Source organism: Cohnella yongneupensis, assembly GCF_042655785.1.
Classification (GTDB): domain Bacteria; phylum Bacillota; class Bacilli; order Paenibacillales; family Paenibacillaceae; genus Cohnella; species Cohnella yongneupensis.
Genome location: NZ_JBHSNC010000012.1, coordinates 1 through 21,860 on the forward strand (window position 1 = coordinate 1; position 21,860 = coordinate 21,860).

The 21,860-nt window shown below is 50.8% G+C and carries 21 protein-coding genes; 18 read left to right on the forward strand and 3 right to left on the reverse strand.

Going from position 1 to position 21,860, the window contains the following annotated elements; all coding sequences use genetic code 11:
* Positions 1-78: 78 nt before the first annotated feature.
* A complete protein-coding gene (locus tag ACFPQ4_RS04340) occupies positions 79-2,010 on the reverse strand; it encodes a methyl-accepting chemotaxis protein (protein WP_378110545.1) in 1,932 nt (643 codons plus the stop codon).
* A gap of 376 nt (positions 2,011-2,386) precedes the next feature.
* On the opposite strand from ACFPQ4_RS04340, the gene ACFPQ4_RS04345 reads away from it, so the two are divergent.
* The 7 genes from ACFPQ4_RS04345 to ACFPQ4_RS04375 all read left to right on the forward strand — a co-directional run bounded on the left by ACFPQ4_RS04345 (position 2,387) and on the right by ACFPQ4_RS04375 (position 10,582).
* A complete protein-coding gene (locus ACFPQ4_RS04345; RefSeq protein WP_378110546.1) occupies positions 2,387-2,764 on the forward strand; it encodes a hypothetical protein in 378 nt (125 codons plus the stop codon).
* A complete protein-coding gene (locus ACFPQ4_RS04350) occupies positions 2,764-3,168 on the forward strand; it encodes a helix-turn-helix transcriptional regulator (protein ID WP_378110663.1) in 405 nt (134 codons plus the stop codon). Before ACFPQ4_RS04345 ends, ACFPQ4_RS04350 begins: the two co-directional genes overlap by 1 nt.
* Before the next feature lie 105 nt (positions 3,169-3,273).
* Positions 3,274-4,338: a LacI family DNA-binding transcriptional regulator gene (locus tag ACFPQ4_RS04355; RefSeq protein WP_378110547.1), complete on the forward strand. Its 1,065-nt coding sequence runs from the start codon at positions 3,274-3,276 to the stop codon at positions 4,336-4,338.
* A gap of 189 nt (positions 4,339-4,527) precedes the next feature.
* Complete coding sequence (locus ACFPQ4_RS04360) at positions 4,528-5,379, forward strand: basic amino acid ABC transporter substrate-binding protein (protein ID WP_378110548.1); 852 nt, start codon at positions 4,528-4,530, stop codon at positions 5,377-5,379.
* Positions 5,380-5,467: 88 nt separating this feature from the next.
* A complete protein-coding gene (locus ACFPQ4_RS04365) occupies positions 5,468-6,118 on the forward strand; it encodes an amino acid ABC transporter permease (protein WP_378110549.1) in 651 nt (216 codons plus the stop codon).
* A 14-nt stretch (positions 6,119-6,132) separates the two neighbouring features.
* Positions 6,133-6,855 (forward strand): amino acid ABC transporter ATP-binding protein, encoded by a 723-nt coding sequence (locus ACFPQ4_RS04370; RefSeq protein ID WP_378110664.1) that lies wholly within the window; start codon positions 6,133-6,135, stop codon positions 6,853-6,855.
* 85 nt (positions 6,856-6,940) lie between these two features.
* Positions 6,941-10,582: an Npt1/Npt2 family nucleotide transporter gene (locus ACFPQ4_RS04375; protein ID WP_378110550.1), complete on the forward strand. Its 3,642-nt coding sequence runs from the start codon at positions 6,941-6,943 to the stop codon at positions 10,580-10,582.
* A gap of 463 nt (positions 10,583-11,045) precedes the next feature.
* On the opposite strand, the gene ACFPQ4_RS04380 is transcribed toward ACFPQ4_RS04375, so the two are convergent.
* Positions 11,046-11,801 carry a peptidylprolyl isomerase gene (locus ACFPQ4_RS04380; protein WP_378110665.1) on the reverse strand — a complete coding sequence of 252 codons (756 nt, stop codon included), beginning with the start codon at positions 11,799-11,801 and terminating at the stop codon, positions 11,046-11,048.
* A gap of 190 nt (positions 11,802-11,991) precedes the next feature.
* Here ACFPQ4_RS04380 and ACFPQ4_RS04385 point away from each other — a divergent pair, with 190 nt between their 5' ends.
* Positions 11,992-13,749 (forward strand): ABC transporter ATP-binding protein, encoded by a 1,758-nt coding sequence (locus tag ACFPQ4_RS04385; RefSeq protein ID WP_378110552.1) that lies wholly within the window; start codon positions 11,992-11,994, stop codon positions 13,747-13,749.
* Entirely contained in the window at positions 13,730-15,562 is a 1,833-nt protein-coding gene (locus tag ACFPQ4_RS04390; protein WP_378110553.1) for an ABC transporter ATP-binding protein, read from the forward strand. Before ACFPQ4_RS04385 ends, ACFPQ4_RS04390 begins: the two co-directional genes overlap by 20 nt.
* A gap of 5 nt (positions 15,563-15,567) precedes the next feature.
* Here the strand turns inward: ACFPQ4_RS04390 and ACFPQ4_RS04395 are convergent, their stop codons facing one another.
* The gene (locus ACFPQ4_RS04395) at positions 15,568-16,104 is read right to left on the reverse strand and encodes a L,D-transpeptidase family protein (RefSeq protein ID WP_378110554.1); all 537 of its coding nucleotides are present in this window, start codon (positions 16,102-16,104) and stop codon (positions 15,568-15,570) included.
* A gap of 100 nt (positions 16,105-16,204) precedes the next feature.
* Between ACFPQ4_RS04395 and ACFPQ4_RS04400 the strand changes: the two genes are divergently transcribed.
* The 9 genes from ACFPQ4_RS04400 to ACFPQ4_RS04440 all read left to right on the forward strand — a co-directional run bounded on the left by ACFPQ4_RS04400 (position 16,205) and on the right by ACFPQ4_RS04440 (position 21,853).
* Complete coding sequence (locus tag ACFPQ4_RS04400) at positions 16,205-16,456, forward strand: DUF6953 family protein (protein WP_378110555.1); 252 nt, start codon at positions 16,205-16,207, stop codon at positions 16,454-16,456.
* 333 nt (positions 16,457-16,789) lie between these two features.
* Positions 16,790-17,482, forward strand: a complete 693-nt coding sequence (locus ACFPQ4_RS04405; RefSeq protein WP_378110556.1) for a hypothetical protein — start codon at positions 16,790-16,792, stop codon at positions 17,480-17,482.
* A 93-nt stretch (positions 17,483-17,575) separates the two neighbouring features.
* Positions 17,576-18,070 carry a hypothetical protein gene (locus tag ACFPQ4_RS04410; protein WP_378110557.1) on the forward strand — a complete coding sequence of 165 codons (495 nt, stop codon included), beginning with the start codon at positions 17,576-17,578 and terminating at the stop codon, positions 18,068-18,070.
* Positions 18,071-18,155: 85 nt separating this feature from the next.
* Positions 18,156-18,764, forward strand: a complete 609-nt coding sequence (locus tag ACFPQ4_RS04415) for an adenylate kinase family protein (protein WP_378110558.1) — start codon at positions 18,156-18,158, stop codon at positions 18,762-18,764.
* A gap of 71 nt (positions 18,765-18,835) precedes the next feature.
* Entirely contained in the window at positions 18,836-19,264 is a 429-nt protein-coding gene (locus ACFPQ4_RS04420; protein ID WP_378110559.1) for a hypothetical protein, read from the forward strand.
* Between the two features lie 41 nt (positions 19,265-19,305).
* On the forward strand, positions 19,306-19,809 hold the full coding sequence (locus tag ACFPQ4_RS04425) for a GNAT family N-acetyltransferase (RefSeq protein WP_378110560.1): 504 nt from the start codon (positions 19,306-19,308) through the stop codon (positions 19,807-19,809).
* A 59-nt stretch (positions 19,810-19,868) separates the two neighbouring features.
* The gene (locus tag ACFPQ4_RS04430) at positions 19,869-20,402 is read left to right on the forward strand and encodes a hypothetical protein (RefSeq protein WP_378110561.1); all 534 of its coding nucleotides are present in this window, start codon (positions 19,869-19,871) and stop codon (positions 20,400-20,402) included.
* Between the two features lie 90 nt (positions 20,403-20,492).
* Positions 20,493-21,413, forward strand: a complete 921-nt coding sequence (locus ACFPQ4_RS04435; RefSeq protein ID WP_378110562.1) for an SRPBCC family protein — start codon at positions 20,493-20,495, stop codon at positions 21,411-21,413.
* A 26-nt stretch (positions 21,414-21,439) separates the two neighbouring features.
* The gene (locus ACFPQ4_RS04440) at positions 21,440-21,853 is read left to right on the forward strand and encodes a hypothetical protein (RefSeq protein WP_378110563.1); all 414 of its coding nucleotides are present in this window, start codon (positions 21,440-21,442) and stop codon (positions 21,851-21,853) included.
* Positions 21,854-21,860: the final 7 nt, after the last annotated feature.

The following is a 21,860-nucleotide window of genomic DNA, read 5'->3' on the forward strand; positions in this document are numbered from 1 at the left end:
GATCTATCTTCTTCCATGCGAGCTGTCTTTTAGCGAGCTAAATGACCTTTTGGGACAGCCCCTTTTCTAATATAATGACTAAACGTTGAATCTCTTAACGACGCTGTTCAAGGACTCGGACAGCGAGGTCAGCGTCTGGGAGGAACTGGCCGTCTGCTCGGCCGCCGCAGCCGCTTCTTCGCTTACGGCCGCGATCGATTCGATCTCTCTCATGACCTCTGCCGTTTTGACCGACTGATTCTGGCTGTCTCTAGCGATCTCCTCCGACTGACGCGCCACTTCGCCCGCCATGTTCACGATTCGTTCGAGCTCTTGGCCCGTCTGACGCGAGAGGTCCGCCGTCTCGGTTACGGCTTTGACGCTCTCCTGCGTGCTGTGCTGCATGCCGGTAATGATCGCCGCGATCTGCTTCGCCGCTTCGCCGCTTCGTTCCGCCAGCTTGCGAACTTCGTCCGCGACTACCGCAAAGCCTCTGCCTTGTTCCCCTGCACGCGCGGCTTCGATAGCCGCATTTAGCGCCAGTAGATTCGTTTGCTCCGAAATCTCGTTAATGACTTGGATAATGTCGCCGATTTTGTTCGAGTCCTGCTCCAAGTTGGACATTCGCACCGTTAAGTGATCCATGCTGTTTATCGTTTTGCGGACGGCGTCTCCGCCCGCCAAAGCGCCGCGGTTCGTCTTTTCCGTCAACTCGACCGCTTCTTGCGCTCTCTTCGATACGACGCTTACGGCATTCGTCAGATCCTTCACCAGCTCGGAAGCCGTCTGCGCGGATTCCGCTTGCTGCATGCTGCCTCTTGCCACTTCTTCCGTCGTGAGGGATATTTCGGCCGCCGACGACGTCAAGCTTTGAGAAGTATCGGCGATCGTTCGAATCATATTGTACACTTGCTGCACCATGCTGCGGATTCCTTGCGCGATTTGACCGATTTCATTGCCGGAGCTCGAGTCGAACTGCACGGTCAAATCGCCGTTCTCGATCAGCTTGAGCTTAGCCAACAATTGCGGAATCGACCTCAGTATGTAACGTAGCGCCCAGTAGGTAATGATAACCAAGAAGAGAACGCTTATCGAGAAACCGCTAACGGTCAAGATCGTGAACGTTTTCAAGTCGCTCATAACTTCTTTTTGCGTAATCGTTAAGCCGACCGACCATCCCGTATCCTTGCTTGTCGCATAACCGATGTATCGGTTTACGCCATTATCGTTGATCAGCTGAAGTCCCGATTGTCCTTCGACCATCTTTTTGGCGACTGCTCCAAGCTCGCCCTTGTCGTCCGTAAGCTTCTCCTTCAGCACCTTGTCTTTATCCGGATGGTATAGGATATCGCCGGATTTGGATAACAAGATGGCGTATCCCGATTCGCCTAACGAGTAGCTCTGCATAATGGATGGCATAGCCGTCATCGCGATATCCGCCGCTACGAACCCGATAAACTTATTGCTATTGTCCTTCACCGGATGGAAAATACCCAGATTGATGTTGCCGGTAGACGAGTCTACGTACGGATCGGAGAAGTAGACTCCATCCGCCGCGCGAACGGGTTCGTAATAGGGACGAACGTTCAGAACGAAGTCCGCGCCGGACACCACGTCATCATGCTCGTACCATAAGCCGTTGCCGCCATTGGCAGTATTACTAGCTACCCATGTGTCGAGAAGCGTAGGGTCCGAATCTTTGATATCTGCCATTGTCGCTAACGTCTCGGCGGCGTAAGGCGATGTTTTCGCTTGGGCCGAATTCGGCGTCGTCTCTATATACTTCTGAAAAACGCGATTGGTCGACATTTGCTTAACAAGCGTGCCTTTTTCCTTGAAGAGGGCGTCTATCTGTTCCACGATCGCATTCGTCTTGGATTGGATTAACTCTTCTTGCTTGTCGACGATCATGCCTTTTACATAGGTATACATAATCGTGCCTAATACCGAAAACGTGATTAAGCTGATTAAAGTCACCAATATTGCCAGTGTGTTCGCGATGCTGGATAATCTGAATCTTTTCTTTAACATTAGATTCACCTCAGGAATATTGGTTAAGTTAAGTCTTTACCGTGCTACTTGATAAAAGATAAGCAAGAGTTGTTTGTTTAGTTACGTGGTATTTGTTAGGAAACTGTGTGAAAAAATCTTCTCGACAGCCTGACGCCATACCGACTATGCGGCATGGCATTTTTGTTTTTCAACAAAACTTCCCGGTCATTCTTAATTATTAGGATAACAAAACATTACAATCTTCATAGAAAACGTTTTTCGTTATAAGAAAGCGCTTAATTTGCCGATAAACCGAAAATAGCATCGAAAAATATTTTATAAAGTTAGCATAAATTATATTGTATTTAGAATAACTTATAGTAAAATTAGGATATACCAAAAGGGGGCGTTATGGATGACGGTTATGAATGCGGTTCCAGCCCAAACGACGAAGGCCTATCCGGGTCCGATTAATCAGTTGTTAGACCTAACAGAATCCAGAGAGGAATCCGTACAGCGCTATCAGCGGACGATGGTCGTGAAATGGCGCGAAGAACAAGCGGCCTCGGCGCAAGACCGAGAGCTCGCGCAATTCGCCGTCATGAATGTGCTGGAGGATTTGATCGGCAAAGCTGGCACGGTATTTTATAACGGCTCCTGTACGCTGGGGCTCGTCCTTTACGGCTCCAAGAAAGAATTGACCGACGAGTCGATGGAGACGTTCGCGGCATTTTTAGGCTGCACGTTGCCAAATACGCGAAAGTCCGCGCGGCGATCGGCGTTGGCGACTTGATGAGCACTTTCCTTGATTTGAACCGTTCGCTCGTCGCGGCGCTTCAGGCGGTCGACAACGAGATGAACGCCAATGAGCCGGACAGCCATCCTTTCGTGGAGGAAGCAAAGCTGCTGCTCCAGCAAGAATACGGCGACGGCGTCTGCTTGAAGACGATCGCGAAGAAGCTTTACGTGAACCCGGCTTATCTGGGCAGATTGTTCAAATCCTATCAATCCGTAACCTTTAACGAATATTTGATTCAGGTCCGCATGGAGAAGGCCAAGGAGCTCCTGAAGACGACCGATATGAAAATCTACGAGATCGCGCACGAGATCGGCTATCGCCAATTGGATTGGTTCTATAAGAAATTCAAAGAGTACACCGGCTACAGCGCCAAAGAATTCAAAGGGAAACAAATGTAATCCATTTAGCGAATGATAAACGTCAGAAAAAGATAGGAATAGACATGGCGATTTCGTTTGGTTCTGGTACAATAACGTTAGTTCATAAAACGGAGTGGAGCCGGATTGAAAAAGGTAACGATGCAGCAAATCGCCGAGCAAGTCGGTGTTTCTAAATTCGCGGTATCTCAAGCGTTATCCGGAAAGCCAGGCGTTGCCGAAGACACGAGGACGAGAATCGTCCAGACAGCTAACGAGTTAGGTTACTTCTGGAAGACGAAGATGATAAAGAAAATTTCGACCTTCTCCGCGGAAGGCGGCAACAAAGCTGCCGACGGTACGGCCAAAGGGACGGTCATCATATTGATGCCGAACGTTCGCTTCCAAAGCCGGGAGTCGTTGTTCTGGGGCAAAATTATCGACGGCGTCTCCGCCGCGCTCGCCGAGCGCGAAGTAGGCGTCATGATGGTGACCGAGAACTACTCGGAGCGCTCGCTCAAGAGCATTAACCCTAACGGAGTGCTCGGCTTGATCGGCATCGGTTATATCGCGACTAACTTATTGCTCGAAATTCGCCATCTCGGTATTCCGTTCGTGCTAGTCGATCACGAGGATACGTTGATTCCGTCGGACACCGTGTTCATGAACAACTACGACTGCATGCGGCAAATGGCATCTCTCGTCGTACAAGCCGGACACAAGGACATTCGCTTCGTCGGCGGTCCTCGTTATTCCCGAAGCTTCCACGATCGTTGGATCGCTTACCGGATTACGATGGAGGAGCAAGGCTTCCCCGTAACGAGCCCGAATGAAGATCCGCTGTTGCAGCTCGAAGAGAACGAATATGTAATTATCGAACGGGAAATCAACCAGATGATCGCGCACAACAAGCTGCCTGACGCTTTTGTTTGTGCGAACGACTTTATCGCGTATACCGTGATGAACTCGCTCGTCAAGATGGGCATCAAGGTACCGGACACAGTCGTGGTCACCGGGTTCGACCATACGGATGAAAAGACCGACCCGCAATTGCAGGTGCCGAGCCTAAGCACGATTCACGTACCGAATCGGATGATGGGCAAGCGTGCGGTGGAGATGTTATATATGAGGCTGGCGGATCCGGAGCGGCCGTTCGAGAAGACGCTTATTAATGGTAATGTTATGTTGCGGGAATCTTTCAATAAAGCATAGAATGGCTATATCGAAGGCAGCGATCCTAGCAATAAGGCATGGCTGCTTTTGTTTTTTTTAACATATGAAATCGCTCTCATTTATTAATGTCAACTTGCATAACATTCTGGAAGAGATTTACGTTGCAAGCGACTTCGTTGCTTGATAAACTTCATTTAATATGACTTGTTATTCTTAGGGGGACATCACATGAGAAAAAGTGGGCTATTTGCCATAATCGTTATCGTATTCGCTCTAGTAGTATCTGCTTGCGGCAAAAAAGAGAATGACAATGCTGGAAATAACAATGCAGGGAAAGACAACGCGGCTACGGCTAGTGCTCCCGCCGATACTAAGGTTTATCACTTCGCGACGGATGCTAGCTACCCTCCGATGGAAAACATGGACAAGGATAAGATCGTTGGCTTCGACGTAGACTTCCTGGACGCGGTAATGAAGGAAGCTGGTCTCCAGTATGACATTAAGAATATCGGTTGGGAGACTTTGCTCACGAGCGTGCAGCAAGGCACGGAATTCGACGGAGGCATTTCGGCCATGTCGATTACCGATAAGCGTAAAGAAACTTACGATTTCTCGCCGGCTTACTTCGAATCGACGAACATGATTTTAGTCAAAGAAGATAGCACGATCGCGAACGCGCTTGATCTTAAAGACAAGAAGGTAGCCGTCCAGACCGGAACTACAGCGGATACGCTAATGACCGGCATTATGGGCGAAGGCAGCTCGGACCTGAAGCGTTTCGAGAGCAACGCGCTCGCGTTCATGGAGATGAATAATAATGGCGTAGATGCCGTGGTCGCGGATATCGCCGTTGTTCAAGAATATTTGAAAAGCAATCCGAAAGCTAAGTATAAGAGCATTATCGACCGTGAGAACTTTGCTTCCGAATACTATGGCATCGCCTTCCCTAAAGGCAGCGAGCTGGCAACGAAGCTGGCGCCTGCGGTGAAGACAGTATTGGAGAGCGACAAGTACAAAGAAATTTACGCAAAATGGATCGGCGGCGAACCGGATTTGACCGGCGTGCTGAATCAGAAGTAAGAGATTGGGAAGCATGCGTAATGGAACATTGCGCATGCTTTTTTTGCGGAAGAGAACGATAAAAGTTTAGTCGGGAAGGAAGTGTCCGATGAGCGATTTTAATTTCCATATTATTCAGGAGTATTTTTCGCTATTTATGAGAGGGACGCTCTATACGATCGAGATCTCGATCGGCGGGATCATTCTCGGGTCTTTGTTGGGACTGATTATCGCTTTTGGGAGCATGTCGCATAGATGGTATTTGCGTTTGCCTACGCAAGGCTATATTCACTTATTCCGCGGAACGCCGCTGCTATTGCAAATTTTCATCGTGCACTTCGGCGTCGTCCCTCAACTGTTAGGGCATTCTGACCCGATTGTCGCGGCAGTAATGGCGCTCGCCTTGAATTCAGCCGCTTACACGGCCGAAATCTATCGGGCAGGCATTCAGTCGATCGACAAGGGACAGACGGAGGCTGCGTTATCCTTAGGGATGACCAGAGGTCAAGCTATGCGTAGCATTATTTTGCCGCAGGCGATTAAACGCATGATCCCGGCATTCGGCAACGAGTTCATTGTGCTAATCAAAGACTCCTCGCTCGTGGCCATTATCGCAGCACCTGAACTGATGTATTGGGTACGTTCTTCGGCAGCGCAGTACGGAAGAGTATGGGAGCCGTACTTGTTCGCCGCATTAGTCTACCTGGTGCTGACCTATTCCTTGAGCAAGGTACTCAAACTCGTCGAGAGGAAAATGTGATGCCCATGAATCCGATCATAGAAGTTAAGAATATATCCAAAGCGTTCGGTAAGAACGTCGTGCTCCAAGAGGTCGGCATCGAAATTCGGAGGCAGGAAGTCGTCGTTGTCATTGGTCCTTCCGGATCGGGCAAGTCGACGTTCCTTCGTTGTCTGAACCTGCTGGAAAAGCCGGAGTCGGGCGACATTCTGATCGAGGGGCAGTCGCTATTCGATAAGAGAACGAAGATCGAGGAAATTCGCGCCGAAGTCGGCATGGTGTTCCAAAACTTCAATCTGTTCCCGCACAAGACGGTGCTTGAGAATATCATGCTCGCGCCGATGAAGGTACGGAAGCAGACCGAGGAGCAGGCGCGCGCGAAAGCGTTGGAGTTGCTTGCCAAAGTCGGCTTGTCCGAAAAAGCCGACGCGAAGCCGAGCTCGTTATCCGGCGGTCAGTCGCAACGGGTCGCGATCGCGCGGGCGTTGGCGATGGAGCCGAAGGTCATGCTGTTCGACGAACCGACGTCCGCGCTGGATCCGGAGATGGTCGGCGAAGTGCTTGCCGTCATGAAGCAACTGGCCAAAGAAGGCATGACGATGGTCGTCGTGACCCACGAGATGGGCTTCGCGCGCGAGGTCGGCGATCGGATCGTCTTCATGGAGCAAGGCAAAATCGTGGAGATCGGCGAGCCGAAGCAAGTTTTCGAGGCGCCGAAACAGGAGCGCACCCGCGCATTTTTGTCCAAAGTATTGTAAAAGCTAAGCTAGGGATATAGGTTTCCGGACGCTCTTGTAGTACAATTTACCTAATGGGATTGTACATAAGGGAGTTTGGTGTCGGATGAGTAAAAATGGCGGCAAGTCTTGGCGGTTATCGCTCGGCGAATTCGGACAGGCAGGAGTAGACGGCGCGCGCGTGCGTTGGTTGTTCGTCTATTTGTTCTGCGTCGTATCGGCTTCGACGGTAGGGAGAACGGCTGCGGATACGTTGTTCTTGTCTCACTTCGATGCTTCTCAGCTTTCGATGATGTATTTGCCGCAAGCGGCGTCATTAATTCTCGTCGGATTTCTATTTCAAAGATACGGCAGCCGAATCCGCCTGGATCGGCTGCTTTTGTTGCTTATTCCGCTCGTTTCGAGCTTGGTGCTGCTGTCACGCGTCGGAGTCGGATTGGAGCTTAGGTGGGTATATCCCGTCGTCTATGTCGTATACGACATCTTCAACTTCCTTATGGTCGTGTGCTTCTGGCAGTTCGCCTCGTCCGTGCTCGATCAGCGCAAGGCGAAGCGCACGATTCCGCTTGTCGGCAGCGGCGGCATCGTCGGCGGGATCCTCAGCGGATTCGGGCTGAAGCTGCTCGTACCTCTTATCGGTACGGATAATTTGCTGTTCGTCTATGCCGGATTGCAGCTGTTGGCGCTAAGTTCCGTCGTCAGAATCAACCGCACGGTCGCATCGCCGAACGAGACGTTCGGCAACTCCTCGGCCGGATCGAAGGACAAGCAAGCGAAGCAGTCGCAAGAGAAGGGCGCGGGCTTGTTCGCTAGCGTTCCCCATCTTAGGTACATCGCGATTCTATCCGCGGCTCTCGTCATTTCCCTCACGCTTATCGATTATCAATTCAAGGTTATTCTTAGAGGCTCGCTGCAAAACGAGGCGTTGGCCGGCTTCATGGGAAGCTTCTACGGCTTCTCCGGCTTGTGCGCGTTGCTCGTGCAGTTGTTCGTCGCGGGCAAGCTGCTCAGCCGCTTCGGGGTCATGATGTCGATTCTCGTCTTCCCGATTGCGTTGTTCGCCGGAAGCATCGGCGTATTGCTCGCCCCGGTGCTAGCGCTAGCGTTGCTCGTCAAAGGGAGCGACAAAGTGCTCGGGGACACGATCTATTCCTCGGTTAACCAGCTCATTATGTTCCCGATTTCGCCGGAATTCCGGAACCGCGCGAAGAGCTTCCTCGACGGCGTCGTACGTAACGGCGCGAAGGGACTTGCGGCCATCAGCCTGATTGTCCTGTCTCCGCTGCTCAGCATTCGGGAGTTCAGCTTCATTGTCTTGGCACTCGTAGGCGTCGGCATATACGCGGCGATCCGCGTCAAAAGCGCGTATTTGCGCATGCTGCTATCGACGCTCGAGACGCGCGGAAATGAGCTGGCGGACTCGGAGCTCGATCTGATGGACCCGGCCAGCCGCGGGCTTCTGGCAAGCGCGCTCGGCAGTGCAGATCGTCAGCAAGCGTTGTATGCGTTCCGGACGTTATCCGGCTTGGAGGCGTTCGACTTATCGCCTTATTTGCCGGCATTGCTGCGCCATCAGGCTTCTGACGTCGGCGTGGAAGCGTTGCGATACATCGAACGGGCGACTCCCGCCGGCATGGAGCCGGAGCTGCGGCAACTGCTGACGGAGCAAGTGCAGGACAGCGTCAAAGCACAGGCGCTGATCGCCCTCGCCGCCTATGGTCAGGATGCTAACCTAGAAGCGTTGACCGAGCGGCTTGAGGCGGAGCAAGTAGAGATTAGAGCCGGCGCTATCGCGGGCTTGATCAAGTACTACGGCATCGAAGGCATGTTCCGCGCGGTCGGAACGCTGAAGGCGCTTATCGAGAGCTGGAAAGACAATGAACGTACGGCGATGGCATCGCTGTTCGGACGGATCGGAATCAGGGAATTTTACAAGCCGCTTATTCCGATGCTGAAGGACGCGTCGGCGGAAGTGCGCAGATGCGCGCTGCAGTCGGCCGGACAACTGGTCGTTCCAGAGCTCGTGCCGTACATCGTGCCGCTGCTGCGGGAAAGCCGGACTCGCCGAGAAGCGATCGAAGCGTTGGCGGCTTACGAGGATAAAGCCGTCTTGCCGTTGCTAGAGCCTTATTTGTCAGGCGAGTCGGCTTCAATGCACGTGCCAAAAGTATTCGAACGGATCGGAACGCAACTGGCGTTTTCTATACTGCTTCGTCACTATGAGTCGGCGAGCTTCGATATGCGGGATCGGCTATTGGAAGCGATGAAAGCGATGGAGCGGGAGCAACTGCAGATCGATGCGGCCGAGGTCTGGCGGTTGACGTTAATCGAGCTCGATCACTATGGACGATTCGCCGAGAATACGGATTGGATGCCGCGCAGAGCTAACGATTCGGAGTTGAAGGCTGCCGCGGAGCAAGTGCAAGCTTCGTTGATCAGACGGGTATTCGGCTTGCTGGGGTTGATTCATGACCCGAATACGATCGATGCCGTCTACCTCGGGTGGTCGGAGGGCGACGCAAGGCGTCAAGCTAACGCGGCCGAAGTCATAGATCAGCTGTTGCAGGGCGAAGTCCGGACGGAGCTGACCAAATGGATGCTCGCGTCGCGCACGGCTGGAGCGAATGGGGACAAGAACGTAACGAAGGATCAACTCATCTGGCTTTACGATCATGGCGACGAGATGCTGCGCGAGACGATTCGTTTTTCCGCCATCGGAGCGGCAGCGGACAACTCGGGCAGACGCGGCCTCCCGTTCGTCGACGCCGCCGAAGGCGAAGCGCTGCGCGAGCGGATGACCCGCTTGCACATGCTTAGAAGCTCCAGCTTGTTCGAAGGGTTCAAGAGCAAAGATTTGTTGCCGCTCGTCGATTATTTGCAAGTGATCGACATTGCCGAAGGGCAGCGGTTGTTCGCCGCGGGAGACCCCGGGGATTCGCTATTCATGATCCGGGAAGGGCGAGCTGGCGTATATCGCGGAGAGACGTTGTTAGCCGAACGGGGACCTGGCGAGCATATCGGGGAGACCGCGATACTGACGCGAAGGCTGCGAACGGCTACGGTCCGCGCGGAGACGGACGTGCAGTTGCTGCGGCTTAGCTCCTCCGACTTCTACGAGGCGTTGTTCGATCGGACGGAGTTGGCGCTCGAAATGATGAAACGGCTGTCCCGCAAGCTTCGCTCCGCGATGGAGCAACGGCGGCAGGCTGAAGCCGAAGGACGGCAAGCGTCGGTCGAAGCCGCGGCGACAAGCGAATCGCCGACAGTCGCTGTAGCGGAGGAACGCTTGAACGATGAGGACCAACGGCCTTCTAACGAGACGAATGCCGATATGACGAACGAAGTGATTTTGCGCAGAGTGCTCGTCTTGCAGAAGATCGATCTGTTCGCGCATTTGTCCCAAGACGACTTCGTCCGGCTCGCGAACCGGGTTGAAGAAGTCGTCTACGCGCCCGGAGAAGCGATCTGCCGCATGGACGAGCATGGAGATTCGATGTTCGGCATTATCGAAGGCAGCATACAAGTGCATCGGGGCTCCGAGAAGCTGGCGGTGCTCGGCGTCGGCCAATGCTTCGGCGAGATGGCGATCATCGACAGCGGACCGCGCTCCGCGGATTGCACGGCGGTCGAACGCACGGTGCTGCTCAAGCTGGGCCGTCAGCAGGTATTCTCGTTCTGCTTCCAGCAGATCGATGCGCTCAAGGGCATGATGAAGGTGCTGGCCGATCGGTTGCGCGAGCTCGGGTGAGCTCTAAGGAAAAATATAAACGGCGTTCGTTCTCCCTACCAGTTGAACACTGGTTCGGGGAACGAACGCCGTTTTTGCGGAAACCGACACGACACCGACACCGACACCGATACCGACACCGACACCGATACCGACACCGACACGACACCGATACCGACACCGACACCGATACCGACACCGACACCGACACCGAACCCCCTCCCGGCGGACCGTAGGAGCGTTATTCGTAGGAAAGTAGCGAGTTTAGTAGGCAGTACGGACATGAGGGGCGTTATTCGTGTGGATTGGCGGGAAATGTGGAGTGTTGGCGAGTAATAAGAGCTGTTGTGTCCGGCGATCGGCCGGAATAGCTTGAAATACGCCGAATAGCGTCCTCAGTGTCCGTCCACTCCGATTCGGAATCCGGAACACAACAAAGGCGGGGGAGCCCCAAAGCTCCCCCGCCTTTAACTAACGCATAAGCTTACTTAACGGTTTCAGGCTCCGCAGCTTCGTAGCCGTTCAAGTCTACCGTTACTTTTTTCATGACCGGTGGCGTCTTAGGACGATCTTGCGAGCCAGTCGGCACGCTGACGATCTCGTCCGCGACGTCTTGGCCTTCGGTTACTTTGCCGAAAGCCGCATAGTCACCATCCAGGAACGGAGCGTCAGCGACCATGATGAAGAATTGGGATCCCGCGGAGTTCGGGTTGCCCGAACGCGCCATCGAGATAACGCCCTTCGTATGCTTCAGTTCGTTCTTGAAGTCGTTTTTCGTGAATTCGCCTTTGATGCCGTAACCTGGACCGCCCATGCCGTTACCGTCCGGGTCGCCGCCCTGGATCATGAAGCCCGGGATGACGCGGTGGAAAATCGTGCCGTCGTAGAACCCTTTTTGTACGAGGGATACGAAGTTGTTAACGGTGTTAGGCGCTACTTTAGGATACAGTTCTACTTTGATCGTCTTGCCGCTGTCCATTTCGATCGTGACGATCGGGTTGTTGCCGGATGTGTCTACGGTACTCGTGGCGTCCGCCTCCTCTGAATTGGTTGCTGCTGGTTGTGAAGCTGAAGCTGGTGATGAAGCTGATGGTGAAGCTGTTGCCGACGCCTCATAGCCATTCGCGCCGTTCACGTCGTTCGTGTTCGTGCCGGAATTGTCGCGCTTGCCGCATCCCGCTACAATCAGCAGGGCGATCAGCGCCAATACCGCGAAGCTTGTCCGTCTTCTTGCCGCGATCAACTTCGGTTCCCCCTTGCATGCTTGTTCACTTTCCGTATCATACCATGTTCGCACAGCGCGAATCCACTCGAAGGGCAAGGGTATCGACTCAAATAATCGCATCGCATGTCTCTTGCATCCCGTTAACGGATTCGCTATGGTGAGCTTAGAACTAGCGGCTCTCAACTTCCAGTGAAAGGAAACAGCTATGCGCACTTTTTTCAAATTTCTTAACACGTATCGGTTGGCGGCAGGCACGGCGATCTGCTTCATGCTTGTCGAGTTGTTGGCTGAGCTTATGCAGCCGTATTTCATCTCCAAAATCATCGACCAAGGCATCGCGAAGCACGATATGTCCGTCGTTCTTATGTGGGGCGGCATTCTTACGTTCGGCGCGCTTGCGGCTTTCGCGGCGGGCATTACGAGCTCGTTCGTGGCGGGCCACGCGAGCCAAAGCCTCGGCTACGATATTCGGGAAGCTTTGTACGCCAAAGTCCAAGGGATGGCGTATAAGGCTTTTAACCGTTTTCCGACGTCGTCGCTGATCACGCGGCTGACGAACGACGCGAACCAATTGCAGGACGTCGTGTTCATGGGGCTGCGGTTTTTCCTTCGGATGCCGCTGCTCGTCGTCGGAAGCATGATCATGGCGCTCGTCGTTCACGCGCAGCTTGGATTCCTGCTCGCCGTGACGGTGCCGATCTTGGTCGGGTTCGTAATGTACGTCATGAAAAAAGCGTCGGTGCTCTTCCGCAAAGTGCAGACGAGGCTCGATACGCTGAACGGCGTCATGCAGGAAAATTTCACGGGCATGCGGCTCATTCGGATTTTCGTCCGGCGGGACGTGGAGGGCGAGCGGTTCGCTAAGCAAGGCAGCGAGCTGATGCGAAGCTCGGTATCGGCGATGACGCTCACCGAGTTCACGCAGCCGTTCATCGTGTTCCTCATGAATGCGGGCATTATCGCGGTGCTGTGGTTCGGGCACAAGGAAATTCAGGTCGGAACCGCCACGCTCGGCGAAGTCGTCGCGATCGTGAACTACTCGCTCCGTACGACGATCGCGATGTCGATGCTCGGCTCGATCGTGAGCACAGTGTCGCGGGCGAGAGCTTCCGCGCAGCGGGTCGAGGAAGTGCTTACGACGGCGGAACACGAGGAGATCGCGGAGGCTGGCGGCGTGAAGTCTGCGGAAATGGAGCGGCCACTGGAAGGCGGTCTTAGCTTCGAAGACGTGACGTTCCGCTATCCGCAGACGGAGGCGCCGTCGCTTGAAAACGTCTCGTTCCGTGTCGCGCCTGGCCAGACGGTCGCGATCATGGGCGCGACGGGCTCCGGCAAGTCGACGCTTATGCAGCTGATCGTGCGCTTTTACGAGCCGGATAGCGGCATTATTCGCATCGGCGGCGAAGTGGCGGGCAATGTGTCGCTGGATAGGCTGCGCGGCTCGATCGGCTACGTGCCGCAGGAGTCGTTGCTGTTCACCGGCTCGATCCGAGACAACATCGGATGGGGCAAAGACGGCGCAACCGAAGAGGAAATCGTTGCGGCGGCTAAGCTCGCGCAAATTCACGAGACGGTCGCGCAATTTCCGGACGGATACAACACGCAGCTAGGACAGCGCGGGGTGAACTTGTCCGGCGGCCAAAAGCAGCGGCTGTCCATCGCGCGCGCGCTCGTTCGGCGGCCGTCGTTCCTGCTGTTCGACGACAGCATGAGCGCCGTCGATACCCGCACCGAGGCGGCGTTGCTGCAAGCGCTCGGCGGGTTGTCCGGCACGACGAAGCTGATTATTACGCAGAAAATATCGACCGCCGCAGCCGCCGACCTTATCCTGCTCATGGACGAGGGCAGGCTGCTCGCGCAAGGAAGCCATGAGCAACTGCTCGCTTCGGACAGGCTCTATCGGCGCATCTACGAATCGCAATCCGGAGAGGAGGTGGCGGCTCATGCGTCAGACGTTCACTGATCCGTTCCGCTACCCTCGCCCGCGTATAGAATTGCGGGGAGCATCGGCGCCGGCTGGTAGCCAGGGCGGTCGCCGTCCCGTGCAGAAAGCGAAAGATTGGCGTCAGACGGTAGGACGCCTCTGGAACTACTTGTCTTACCGCAAGCTGAGCATCAGCGTCGTTTTGCTGCTCGTCATCGTTACGACGGGGCTGTCGCTGCTCGGTCCGTACATGATCGGGCAAGCCGTCGACGACTACTTGCGCGGACCGGGAGGACAGTCGTGGGTTCGATTCCTCGCCTTGCTGTCCGGCGTATACGTGCTGAACTCCATTATCGGCTATGTGCAGAGCGTATGGATGATACGCATCGCCCAAGAGACGGTGCTTCGGATGCGTATCGATCTGTTCACCCGCCTTCATCGGCTGCCTATTCCGTTCTTCGGCCGACGCCGCCAGGGCGAGCTCATGAGCCGGATGACGAACGACATGGACAACGTCAGCTCCACGCTCGCGAGCTCGGCGATCCAACTATTTTCGAGCGCGCTTATGCTTGTCGGCACGGTATCCGTCATGCTGAAGCTGAGCTGGCTGCTCACCGTCGTGACGTTCCTCATCGTTCCGCTCATGGTATACGGCATGCGGTGGATTACGAGAAGGACGGGCTCACTGTTCAAGCAACGCCAGCAAAATCTCGGGGAGCTGAACGGCTTCATCGAGGAGACGCTGTCCGGCCAGCGCATCGTCAAGGCGTTCTCGCAGGAGGAGCGGGTGCGGCGGGAGTTCAAGGAGCGTAACGACCGTATTAAGCTGTCCGGCTTCTGGTCGCAGACGATATCCGGTTTTATTCCGAAGCTGATGAACGGGCTCAATAATCTGAGTTTCGCCATCATCGCCGGAGTGGGCGGCGTGCTCGCCATTCACGATATCGTTACCGTCGGCACGATTATCGTGTTCGTCGAGTACGCCCGCCAATTCACGAGGCCGCTGAACGACTTGGCGAACCAGTGGAATACGCTACTGTCCGCGATCGCGGGCGCCGAGCGGGTGTTCGAGATTTTGGACGAACGCGAGGAGAGCGCGGACGAGGGGAATGCGAAAGCTTTGGACGCGGTGCGGGGAGAGGTTGCGTTCAAGAATGTGTCCTTTGCTTACGACGAGCAAGCGGACAATACGCTCAAGGATATCAGCTTCACCGCGAAGCCGGGCGAGACGATTGCCATCGTCGGGCCGACGGGAGCGGGCAAAACGTCGCTTATCCAGCTGCTAGCCCGGTTCTACGACTCGAACGGCGGCACGATTACGGTGGACGGTCACGATATTACGTCGATCACGCGGGACAGCCTGCGTTCGCACATGGCGTTCGTGCTGCAGGACTCGTTCTTGTTCGAAGGAACGATTCGCGATAACATCCGGTACGGGCGGCTGAACGCAACGGATGCCGAAGTCGAGGAAGCCGCGAAGCACGCGAACGCGCACGGTTTCATTTCGCGGCTGCCGGGCGGGTACTCGCACGTGCTGAAGGGCGACGGCAGCGGCATCAGCCAAGGCCAGAAGCAATTGCTTGCGATCGCCCGGGCGATTCTCGCCGATCCGTCGATCCTCGTGTTGGACGAAGCGACGAGCAGCATCGATACGGTGACGGAAATTAAAATTCAAGAGGGCTTGTACCGTCTAATGGAAGGCCGCACGAGCTTCGTGATCGCCCATCGGCTGAACACGATTCGCAAGGCGGACCAGATTCTAGTGTTGAAGGACGGACGGATTATCGAGCGGGGCACGCATTCCCAGCTGCTTGCGGCGGGAGGATTTTATAGCAGCTTGCATCAGGCTTGAGTCACTTACTTCTGAATGAGTACCGGCGTTTTGTTCGCGACTTGGTCGTATAACCAGTGGACATCCTTGTTGTGCATGCGGATGCAGCCTTGGCTGATGTATTTTCCGATCGACTTCTCGTTGTTCGTGCCGTGGATGCCATATGCGTACGAGGTTTTGCCGTTTTTGATTACTTTGAGTCCGAGCCAGCGGTCGCCGAGCGGGTTTTTCGGATCGCCGCCCTTGATGTGTCCTTTGTAGTAGGGACGGTTTTTGATCTTCTCGACGATGCTGAACAGCCCTTCGGGCGTGTAGGACGGTTTAAGGCCGGTAGCGACGGGAAAAGATTTGACTAGTTCCCCAAGCTCGAAGAAGTAGAGTTTGTTTTCGCTTTTGTCGATGACGATGAATTGCGCGTACTTGGTGTACTTGTCGGCTAGCTGGAACTGCTCCTCCGTCTTGGCCTCCGCCGCATAGGCAGGCAGGGTCAGCATGAAAGATAAGCACAGTAACAAGATCGCAAAGGCGAGCGTGCGCATGCGCGCCGAATGAATAACGCCCATTGGACGAGGCCTCCCGCTTCGGTGATGCCATTATATATGCGGGGGGCGCGGGGAATATGGGTTTTTTAACAACCTTTTAGGTACGGGAGGGCAATAAACAATGAGTATTACGGCGGATGATGTCGCGTCCTGGATGTTCAACCAGATGCGCACGGCGGGAACGCTGCACCAACAGGAAGCGGTAGCTTATATTCGGAGCAACTTCGGAGATTCGTTCATCTACGTGAACGAGGCCGGCCACGAGTCGATCGACAAAGAAGTGAAGAAGGCGTTCAAGAAGATGCACGGCGGCAAAGCCGCTTGGGACCGGGACGGCTTCTTCTGGGGCTGGACTTCGGCTATTAAGGTGTAGGGTTCGTGGGTGAGTTCTAGGTGAGTTCAAGGTGAGTTCAAGGTGAGTTCAAGGGCACGAGGGTATATCAGAGAGGGACAAAGTGTAAGGATCCGCATTCGTTGCGGGTCTTTTTTTTGTGGGGTTTTGAGGAGGGAGACTAAGGGGCGAGAGGCTCTCGGATTAGATTCACGCACGGGTAATGTCGAAATTTGCATAGAATTTAACGTATTTTCCAGTGGGGGATGCTATACTGGTTACAAATATATTCCAATTAAGGTGGGCGGGGTTCGTAATTAACAACGTTATGCGCAATTACTGAAAGACTACATTGTATTTACTAGGAGGCAAATTATGTTCAAGCCTAAGACAGTTGTAATATTTCTATTTATTTCCTTATTTCTTATCGCATGCAATAAAACAAATAATAATCAATCGGTTCAACCTGGAGCTTCAGATAAATTTATAGATAATATGATACATAATATTCCTCAACCTGATGGAGACGAATTTTCTAGTTATGAGGTAGTAGTCAAAGAATTCTTTAATGCAGTAAATGAGAATAGTTTTGATAATGCTTTAAAATGCTTTCCTATTATTGAAAATTATCAGGCTAATGATATAACTAATTATTTCAACTACCTTCAGGCATATCAACTTAATTCCGATGCCCCAATTCCTGACAATATTGAGCATGATTTTATCACTATGTTTTTATCCTATATGAAATATTGGGATGAATATCGACTGAGGGCATTGATATCGTCTTATCCGGAACTCATGGACTTAAAAATAACTCTTAACGACCAAGATTGGGAAGAAAGCTTGGATAGACTGAAATCTATGAAAATAACCCAAAAGTATAGTGATATAAAGATCATTAAAGTAATGGAGAAAAAGCTTTCTTCTATTCAACAAGAAATGGGAATGGATGACAGCAAGGTATTAGAAGTAGAGACTAGTCTCAATAATGAATCAATTCCTTTGTTAATAACAGTAGGTAAAATAGAAGGCAATTGGAGGATCACGTATATTATGAGGGGCTAGAGAAGTGCAGATTTAAGTATTTCTAAGAAGACAGTAACTGCGCATAACACCGTTCAATCACAGGGGAGAAGTGCAACTGGAGGGTCTATTATATTGGGGAATAGAATCATTTCAATTGTACTTTCAATTTTATTATTTTCATTTGTCTTTTGTTATATATTCATTAGAGGTTCAGATGAGTTGGAAATTCAAAGATTAGTACAATCGAACACACAAAGTGAACAAAGCATCATTCTATTATTAGAAAATCATGGTCTGCGAGACATTGAATTAATTAATGTTTCAATAAATAAATCTGCTAAACCAGATCACATTGAAATTAGTTTAATTAACTCTTTAACGGCTATACGAAGCGCATCTTTTGATGATGCTCAGAGTGTAACATCAGAGATAAAGACAGTGAAATTAAAGCCAAGAGCAAAAACAAAAGAAAAGGTAGACAATGAGAAAGACATAAGTAGTAGTAATTATTACTTGAGGATTGAATCTGAAGAAAAGATTAAATCGATATATATAAAATATAAATATATCGGAATGTTCTTCATTAAAGAGATAAATTTAAAGTCACTGAAAACATTCGAGGGTTAGTCGGCTCCTTCAACTAAACATCATATTCACGCTTCGGCAGACAAGTTGCTCATGATTAGAATCATTCAAGGTCGGAGAGATCCTAATGGAGAGAATCAAATATTTACATGAAACAAACAAGAATATCATTATTACGGGCACGCCGAGAGCAGGGAAATCCACAGTAGCCTTTGAAACTTGTAAGAAACTAAGATACAACTTAATTCAATTAGATTCTATAGTCGAAGCAATTAAAAAGGCATATTCCGATTTTAAAGTTGTAAAAAGTTCTGATGGAATAATGGAAGTAGACAAGTTTACTCCATTTTTAATTGAATACTTAAAAGAGCTCAACGATCATACCCCAAGGAAGAAAGGCATTAATTATGTAATTGAAGGCAGCGATATAGACTTAAATGAGTTCTATAAATATTTTACAGTAGATGACTTTATAGTTGTTGGGATATGTTATCCAAATAAAACTGCAGAAGATATATATAAGACAATGAAGAAGTATGACACCATATTAGATTGGACTTATTATTTGAATGATAATGAACTATTGAATTATTCAGAGGCTTTAGTAAGTCGTAATAAGTTATTTGAGGAGTCGTTCCGGAAACATAATATAACGTATTACGATGTCTCTCATGACCGAAGCAGTATATTAAAGCAAATTGAATATGATATCGAATTAAAAGCAAAAAGTCGATAAACAAGAAATCATATAAAACCGGAAAACTCAGAAGGCTTGGTTCATACACTAATAAAAAGGTGGTGTATGAAATGCAGCTTAATAACTTTATTGATGAGCTGAATTCGTTTCCGATCTCTAACGATTCAAAGCAATTATTAATTGAATTACGAAATAGGAAAGTTCGAATGAATAAATTAAGTATTATGCTTATGGTTTCTCTTTCTTTAGAAGTGTTTATTCTCTTTAAGTTCAGATTTAGTTTTTATTCGCTTTTTCAGACTATGTTAAGTAAACCCTATGTCAGTTATATATTTATTATTTCAACAGCGGTTTTAATTTATGGTTTAATTGAAATTTCTAAAGTATCAAAAAGTCTAGAATTATTAAGGAAAGAAACTATAGATAAAATAGAGAGATTTTGTATTGATTGGAATGTTAGCGAGAAGTCTCAATTACGAGACAAGCTTTCAAGTTTTATACAGACCTCAATCAATGTAAACATAAGGTACAAGGCTTGATAGTAATACAAACAGAATGCAAAGGGCGGAAAGAGGCTAGCATGTCCATCCAAATAGCTAGAATTACCAAAGGTCAGAAACAAGAATTTCTGAACCTATACAATCTATATTTGTATGACTTGTCACCCTTTACAGGCGAAGATCCAAAGGGCGGGAAATTCGATCCGACGAACACCTATTTATACCTGGAAAGAGCCGAGCTTCATCCGTTTTTCATTCGCCATGGCGACAGAAACGTAGGCTTTATTTTAGTTACCTCGCAACCGTTCGTCGATGAAGGTATCGATTATTCCATCCAAGAGTTATTTCTGCTGAAAAAGTACCGCGGCATGAGTCTGGCCAAGCTGTCGGTGGAACAAGTGTTGGAACGATTCAAAGGCCGGGTTAAAGTAGCGCAAGTAAAGAATAATACGGCAGCGGTCAGATTCTGGAACAAGTTCTATAAAGACCACGCAATCGATTATTCCGAGCATGAAGAGATCATCGAAGCAGATGGTTTGGCGGGGCAACTGCCTATTCTCTATCAAGTTTTTATTAATCGCTGACTTGCCAAGTGGAACGTTGGAAGAGGGATATTAAATACGAAATGGGAGAAGGTGTAGCTATGATCAATCCAATCCCCGAAGGAATCAGCATGGAAGATCGCTATGGCGAGCTAGTCATCTCTAGGAGATGGTTTTCGAGCAAGGTATTCTTCTTATTATTTTTCGCTATATTCTGGGACGTATTTCTATTTTCATTTTATAAGCAGCTCCTGTCGGGAGACAGCGTACCCACAATGGCTGCACTGTTTCCTTTACTTCATGTAGGAGTGGGGATCGGGATTACTTATTCCGTTATTACAGGATTCGTGAATAAGACGGTCATTTCGGTCAGCCCGGATCTATTGGGAATTAGGCACACCCCCCTTCCATGGAGAGGGAATAGGACCCTTCACCGAAGCGATTTTATTCAATTGTACGTTGAGGAAGTCAGGCAAAAGAACAGCGTAAGTTATCGTTTGAACGCCGTGCTGAACAACCATAAAAAACTAAAATTACTTTCCGGAATCTACGATCGCTCGCAGGCTGTTTTTTTCGAAAAGGAAATTGAGAAATACATGGGAATTCAGGACGAGCCTATATCTGGTGAAGCATAATCGACTTATTTCGCAGATCCGCAGCCGTTGCGGATCTTTATTTGTTATACTGTTACAAATATTATCCAAATTTGTCGGAGGAGCACCTGAATGAGCGAGAAGAGAAAAGATATATGGAAGGGCATTATCGCGGCCAATCTGTTTGCTTTCCTATGTATGGTGATCACGACTCTAGCCTTACAACTAGCCAGCGACGAGACGGGGACAGTCCTCTTATCCGAATTCGTGCTGCTACCGATGATGATGGGGGTCATTGCTTCGTATTTTTGGAAAGTCGATCGGATCTCGGGTGGAGACGCTTTTGCGTGTGGAGTGCTGAACTTAGGGGTTTGCCTTCTTTTATGCGCGATTATTTTGCGGGAAGGCGTCATCTGTTTGGTTATCGTTTCCCCGCTGATCGGTCTATTTATGTGGATGGGCCACCTACTAGGCAGGCTCCTGTTCAGAAGCAAGAAAAACACGCTCAAAATCAGCGTATTAGGATCGTTCCTCGCCATCTTTGCAATCAATATCGTTACGGTGACGCCGTCGAACGACATGGTATCGGACCGGATCACGATTAAGGCGAGTCCGGAGCAGGTGTGGCAATATGTCGTATCGTTCCCGCGAATCGAAACCGAGCCGGATTACTGGTTATTCCGGATCGGACTCCCGAGTCCGGTTCAGTCCATTGCGGAAGGGAATTACGTAGGGGCGAGCAGACAATGTATTTTCAGCAACGGCGCGATATTCGAGGAGAAGATCGTAGAGCTCGAGCCGGGCGCCAAGCTGACTTTCGAAATTACGGAACAACCCGACGATCCCGAAATTATCGGCCATCTGAACTTACTCAAAGGGCAATTCCTGCTTCAAGATAACGGGGACGGGACGACCACCTTGATCGGCAACAGCTGGTACGACCTGAAGGTCAAGCCATCGCAATATTTCGATATTTGGACTAGAAGCATCATTAGGAACGTGCATATGGAAGTCATGGAGCATATTAAAGAGTTGGCGGAAAATGCAGCCTGACATCGACCATTAGGAGGACAAGCGGGTTGAATAAACGAAGCGTAGTGAGCAAATTGATGAGCGCTTTATTGACTTCGATGATCGTGTCTATCTATGCTTTCCTGACTTACGCCGACGATTCTGGCGACAGGTACTTTTGGCTGGTTTCTCCGGTGTTTTTCCTAGTATTCGCGTTCGTCTGTTTTATCGCGACTCCGATATCGATGTTCATCGACCACGCCGTATCCAAGATCGATAATAAGGTTATTGTGCTTACTGTTTACTTATCGCTCGCTCTAGCCGGGTTCGTAGTCGTGGCCGGTCTATGGGAACTATTCGTAAATGATTTGACGATTGAGGTTATCCTTTACGGTCTAGCTTCGTTGTACATGTTCCTATTGTTCGATTACGCCATAAGCAAGCTGGAGAGCTATGCGAAGAACATAAATAATGATGTGTGAGGGAGTC

Excerpts from the sequence above, each read along its gene's own strand:
- ACFPQ4_RS04405 (WP_378110556.1), top strand. The coding sequence starts at position 16,790 with ATGTTCAAGCCTAAGACAGTTGTAATATTTCTATTTATTTCCTTATTT.
- ACFPQ4_RS04360 (WP_378110548.1), top strand. The coding sequence starts at position 4,528 with ATGAGAAAAAGTGGGCTATTTGCCATAATCGTTATCGTATTCGCTCTA.
- ACFPQ4_RS04390 (WP_378110553.1), top strand. The coding sequence starts at position 13,730 with ATGCGTCAGACGTTCACTGATCCGTTCCGCTACCCTCGCCCGCGTATA.
- ACFPQ4_RS04365 (WP_378110549.1), top strand. The coding sequence starts at position 5,468 with ATGAGCGATTTTAATTTCCATATTATTCAGGAGTATTTTTCGCTATTT.
- ACFPQ4_RS04400 (WP_378110555.1), top strand. The coding sequence starts at position 16,205 with ATGAGTATTACGGCGGATGATGTCGCGTCCTGGATGTTCAACCAGATG.
- ACFPQ4_RS04345 (WP_378110546.1), top strand. The coding sequence starts at position 2,387 with ATGACGGTTATGAATGCGGTTCCAGCCCAAACGACGAAGGCCTATCCG.
- ACFPQ4_RS04430 (WP_378110561.1), top strand. The coding sequence starts at position 19,869 with ATGATCAATCCAATCCCCGAAGGAATCAGCATGGAAGATCGCTATGGC.
- ACFPQ4_RS04420 (WP_378110559.1), top strand. The coding sequence starts at position 18,836 with ATGCAGCTTAATAACTTTATTGATGAGCTGAATTCGTTTCCGATCTCT.
- ACFPQ4_RS04435 (WP_378110562.1), top strand. The coding sequence starts at position 20,493 with ATGAGCGAGAAGAGAAAAGATATATGGAAGGGCATTATCGCGGCCAAT.
- ACFPQ4_RS04350 (WP_378110663.1), top strand. The coding sequence starts at position 2,764 with ATGAGCACTTTCCTTGATTTGAACCGTTCGCTCGTCGCGGCGCTTCAG.
- ACFPQ4_RS04395 (WP_378110554.1), bottom strand. The coding sequence starts at position 16,104 with ATGGGCGTTATTCATTCGGCGCGCATGCGCACGCTCGCCTTTGCGATC.
- ACFPQ4_RS04340 (WP_378110545.1), bottom strand. The coding sequence starts at position 2,010 with ATGTTAAAGAAAAGATTCAGATTATCCAGCATCGCGAACACACTGGCA.
- ACFPQ4_RS04415 (WP_378110558.1), top strand. The coding sequence starts at position 18,156 with ATGGAGAGAATCAAATATTTACATGAAACAAACAAGAATATCATTATT.
- ACFPQ4_RS04375 (WP_378110550.1), top strand. The coding sequence starts at position 6,941 with ATGAGTAAAAATGGCGGCAAGTCTTGGCGGTTATCGCTCGGCGAATTC.
- ACFPQ4_RS04425 (WP_378110560.1), top strand. The coding sequence starts at position 19,306 with ATGTCCATCCAAATAGCTAGAATTACCAAAGGTCAGAAACAAGAATTT.
- ACFPQ4_RS04385 (WP_378110552.1), top strand. The coding sequence starts at position 11,992 with ATGCGCACTTTTTTCAAATTTCTTAACACGTATCGGTTGGCGGCAGGC.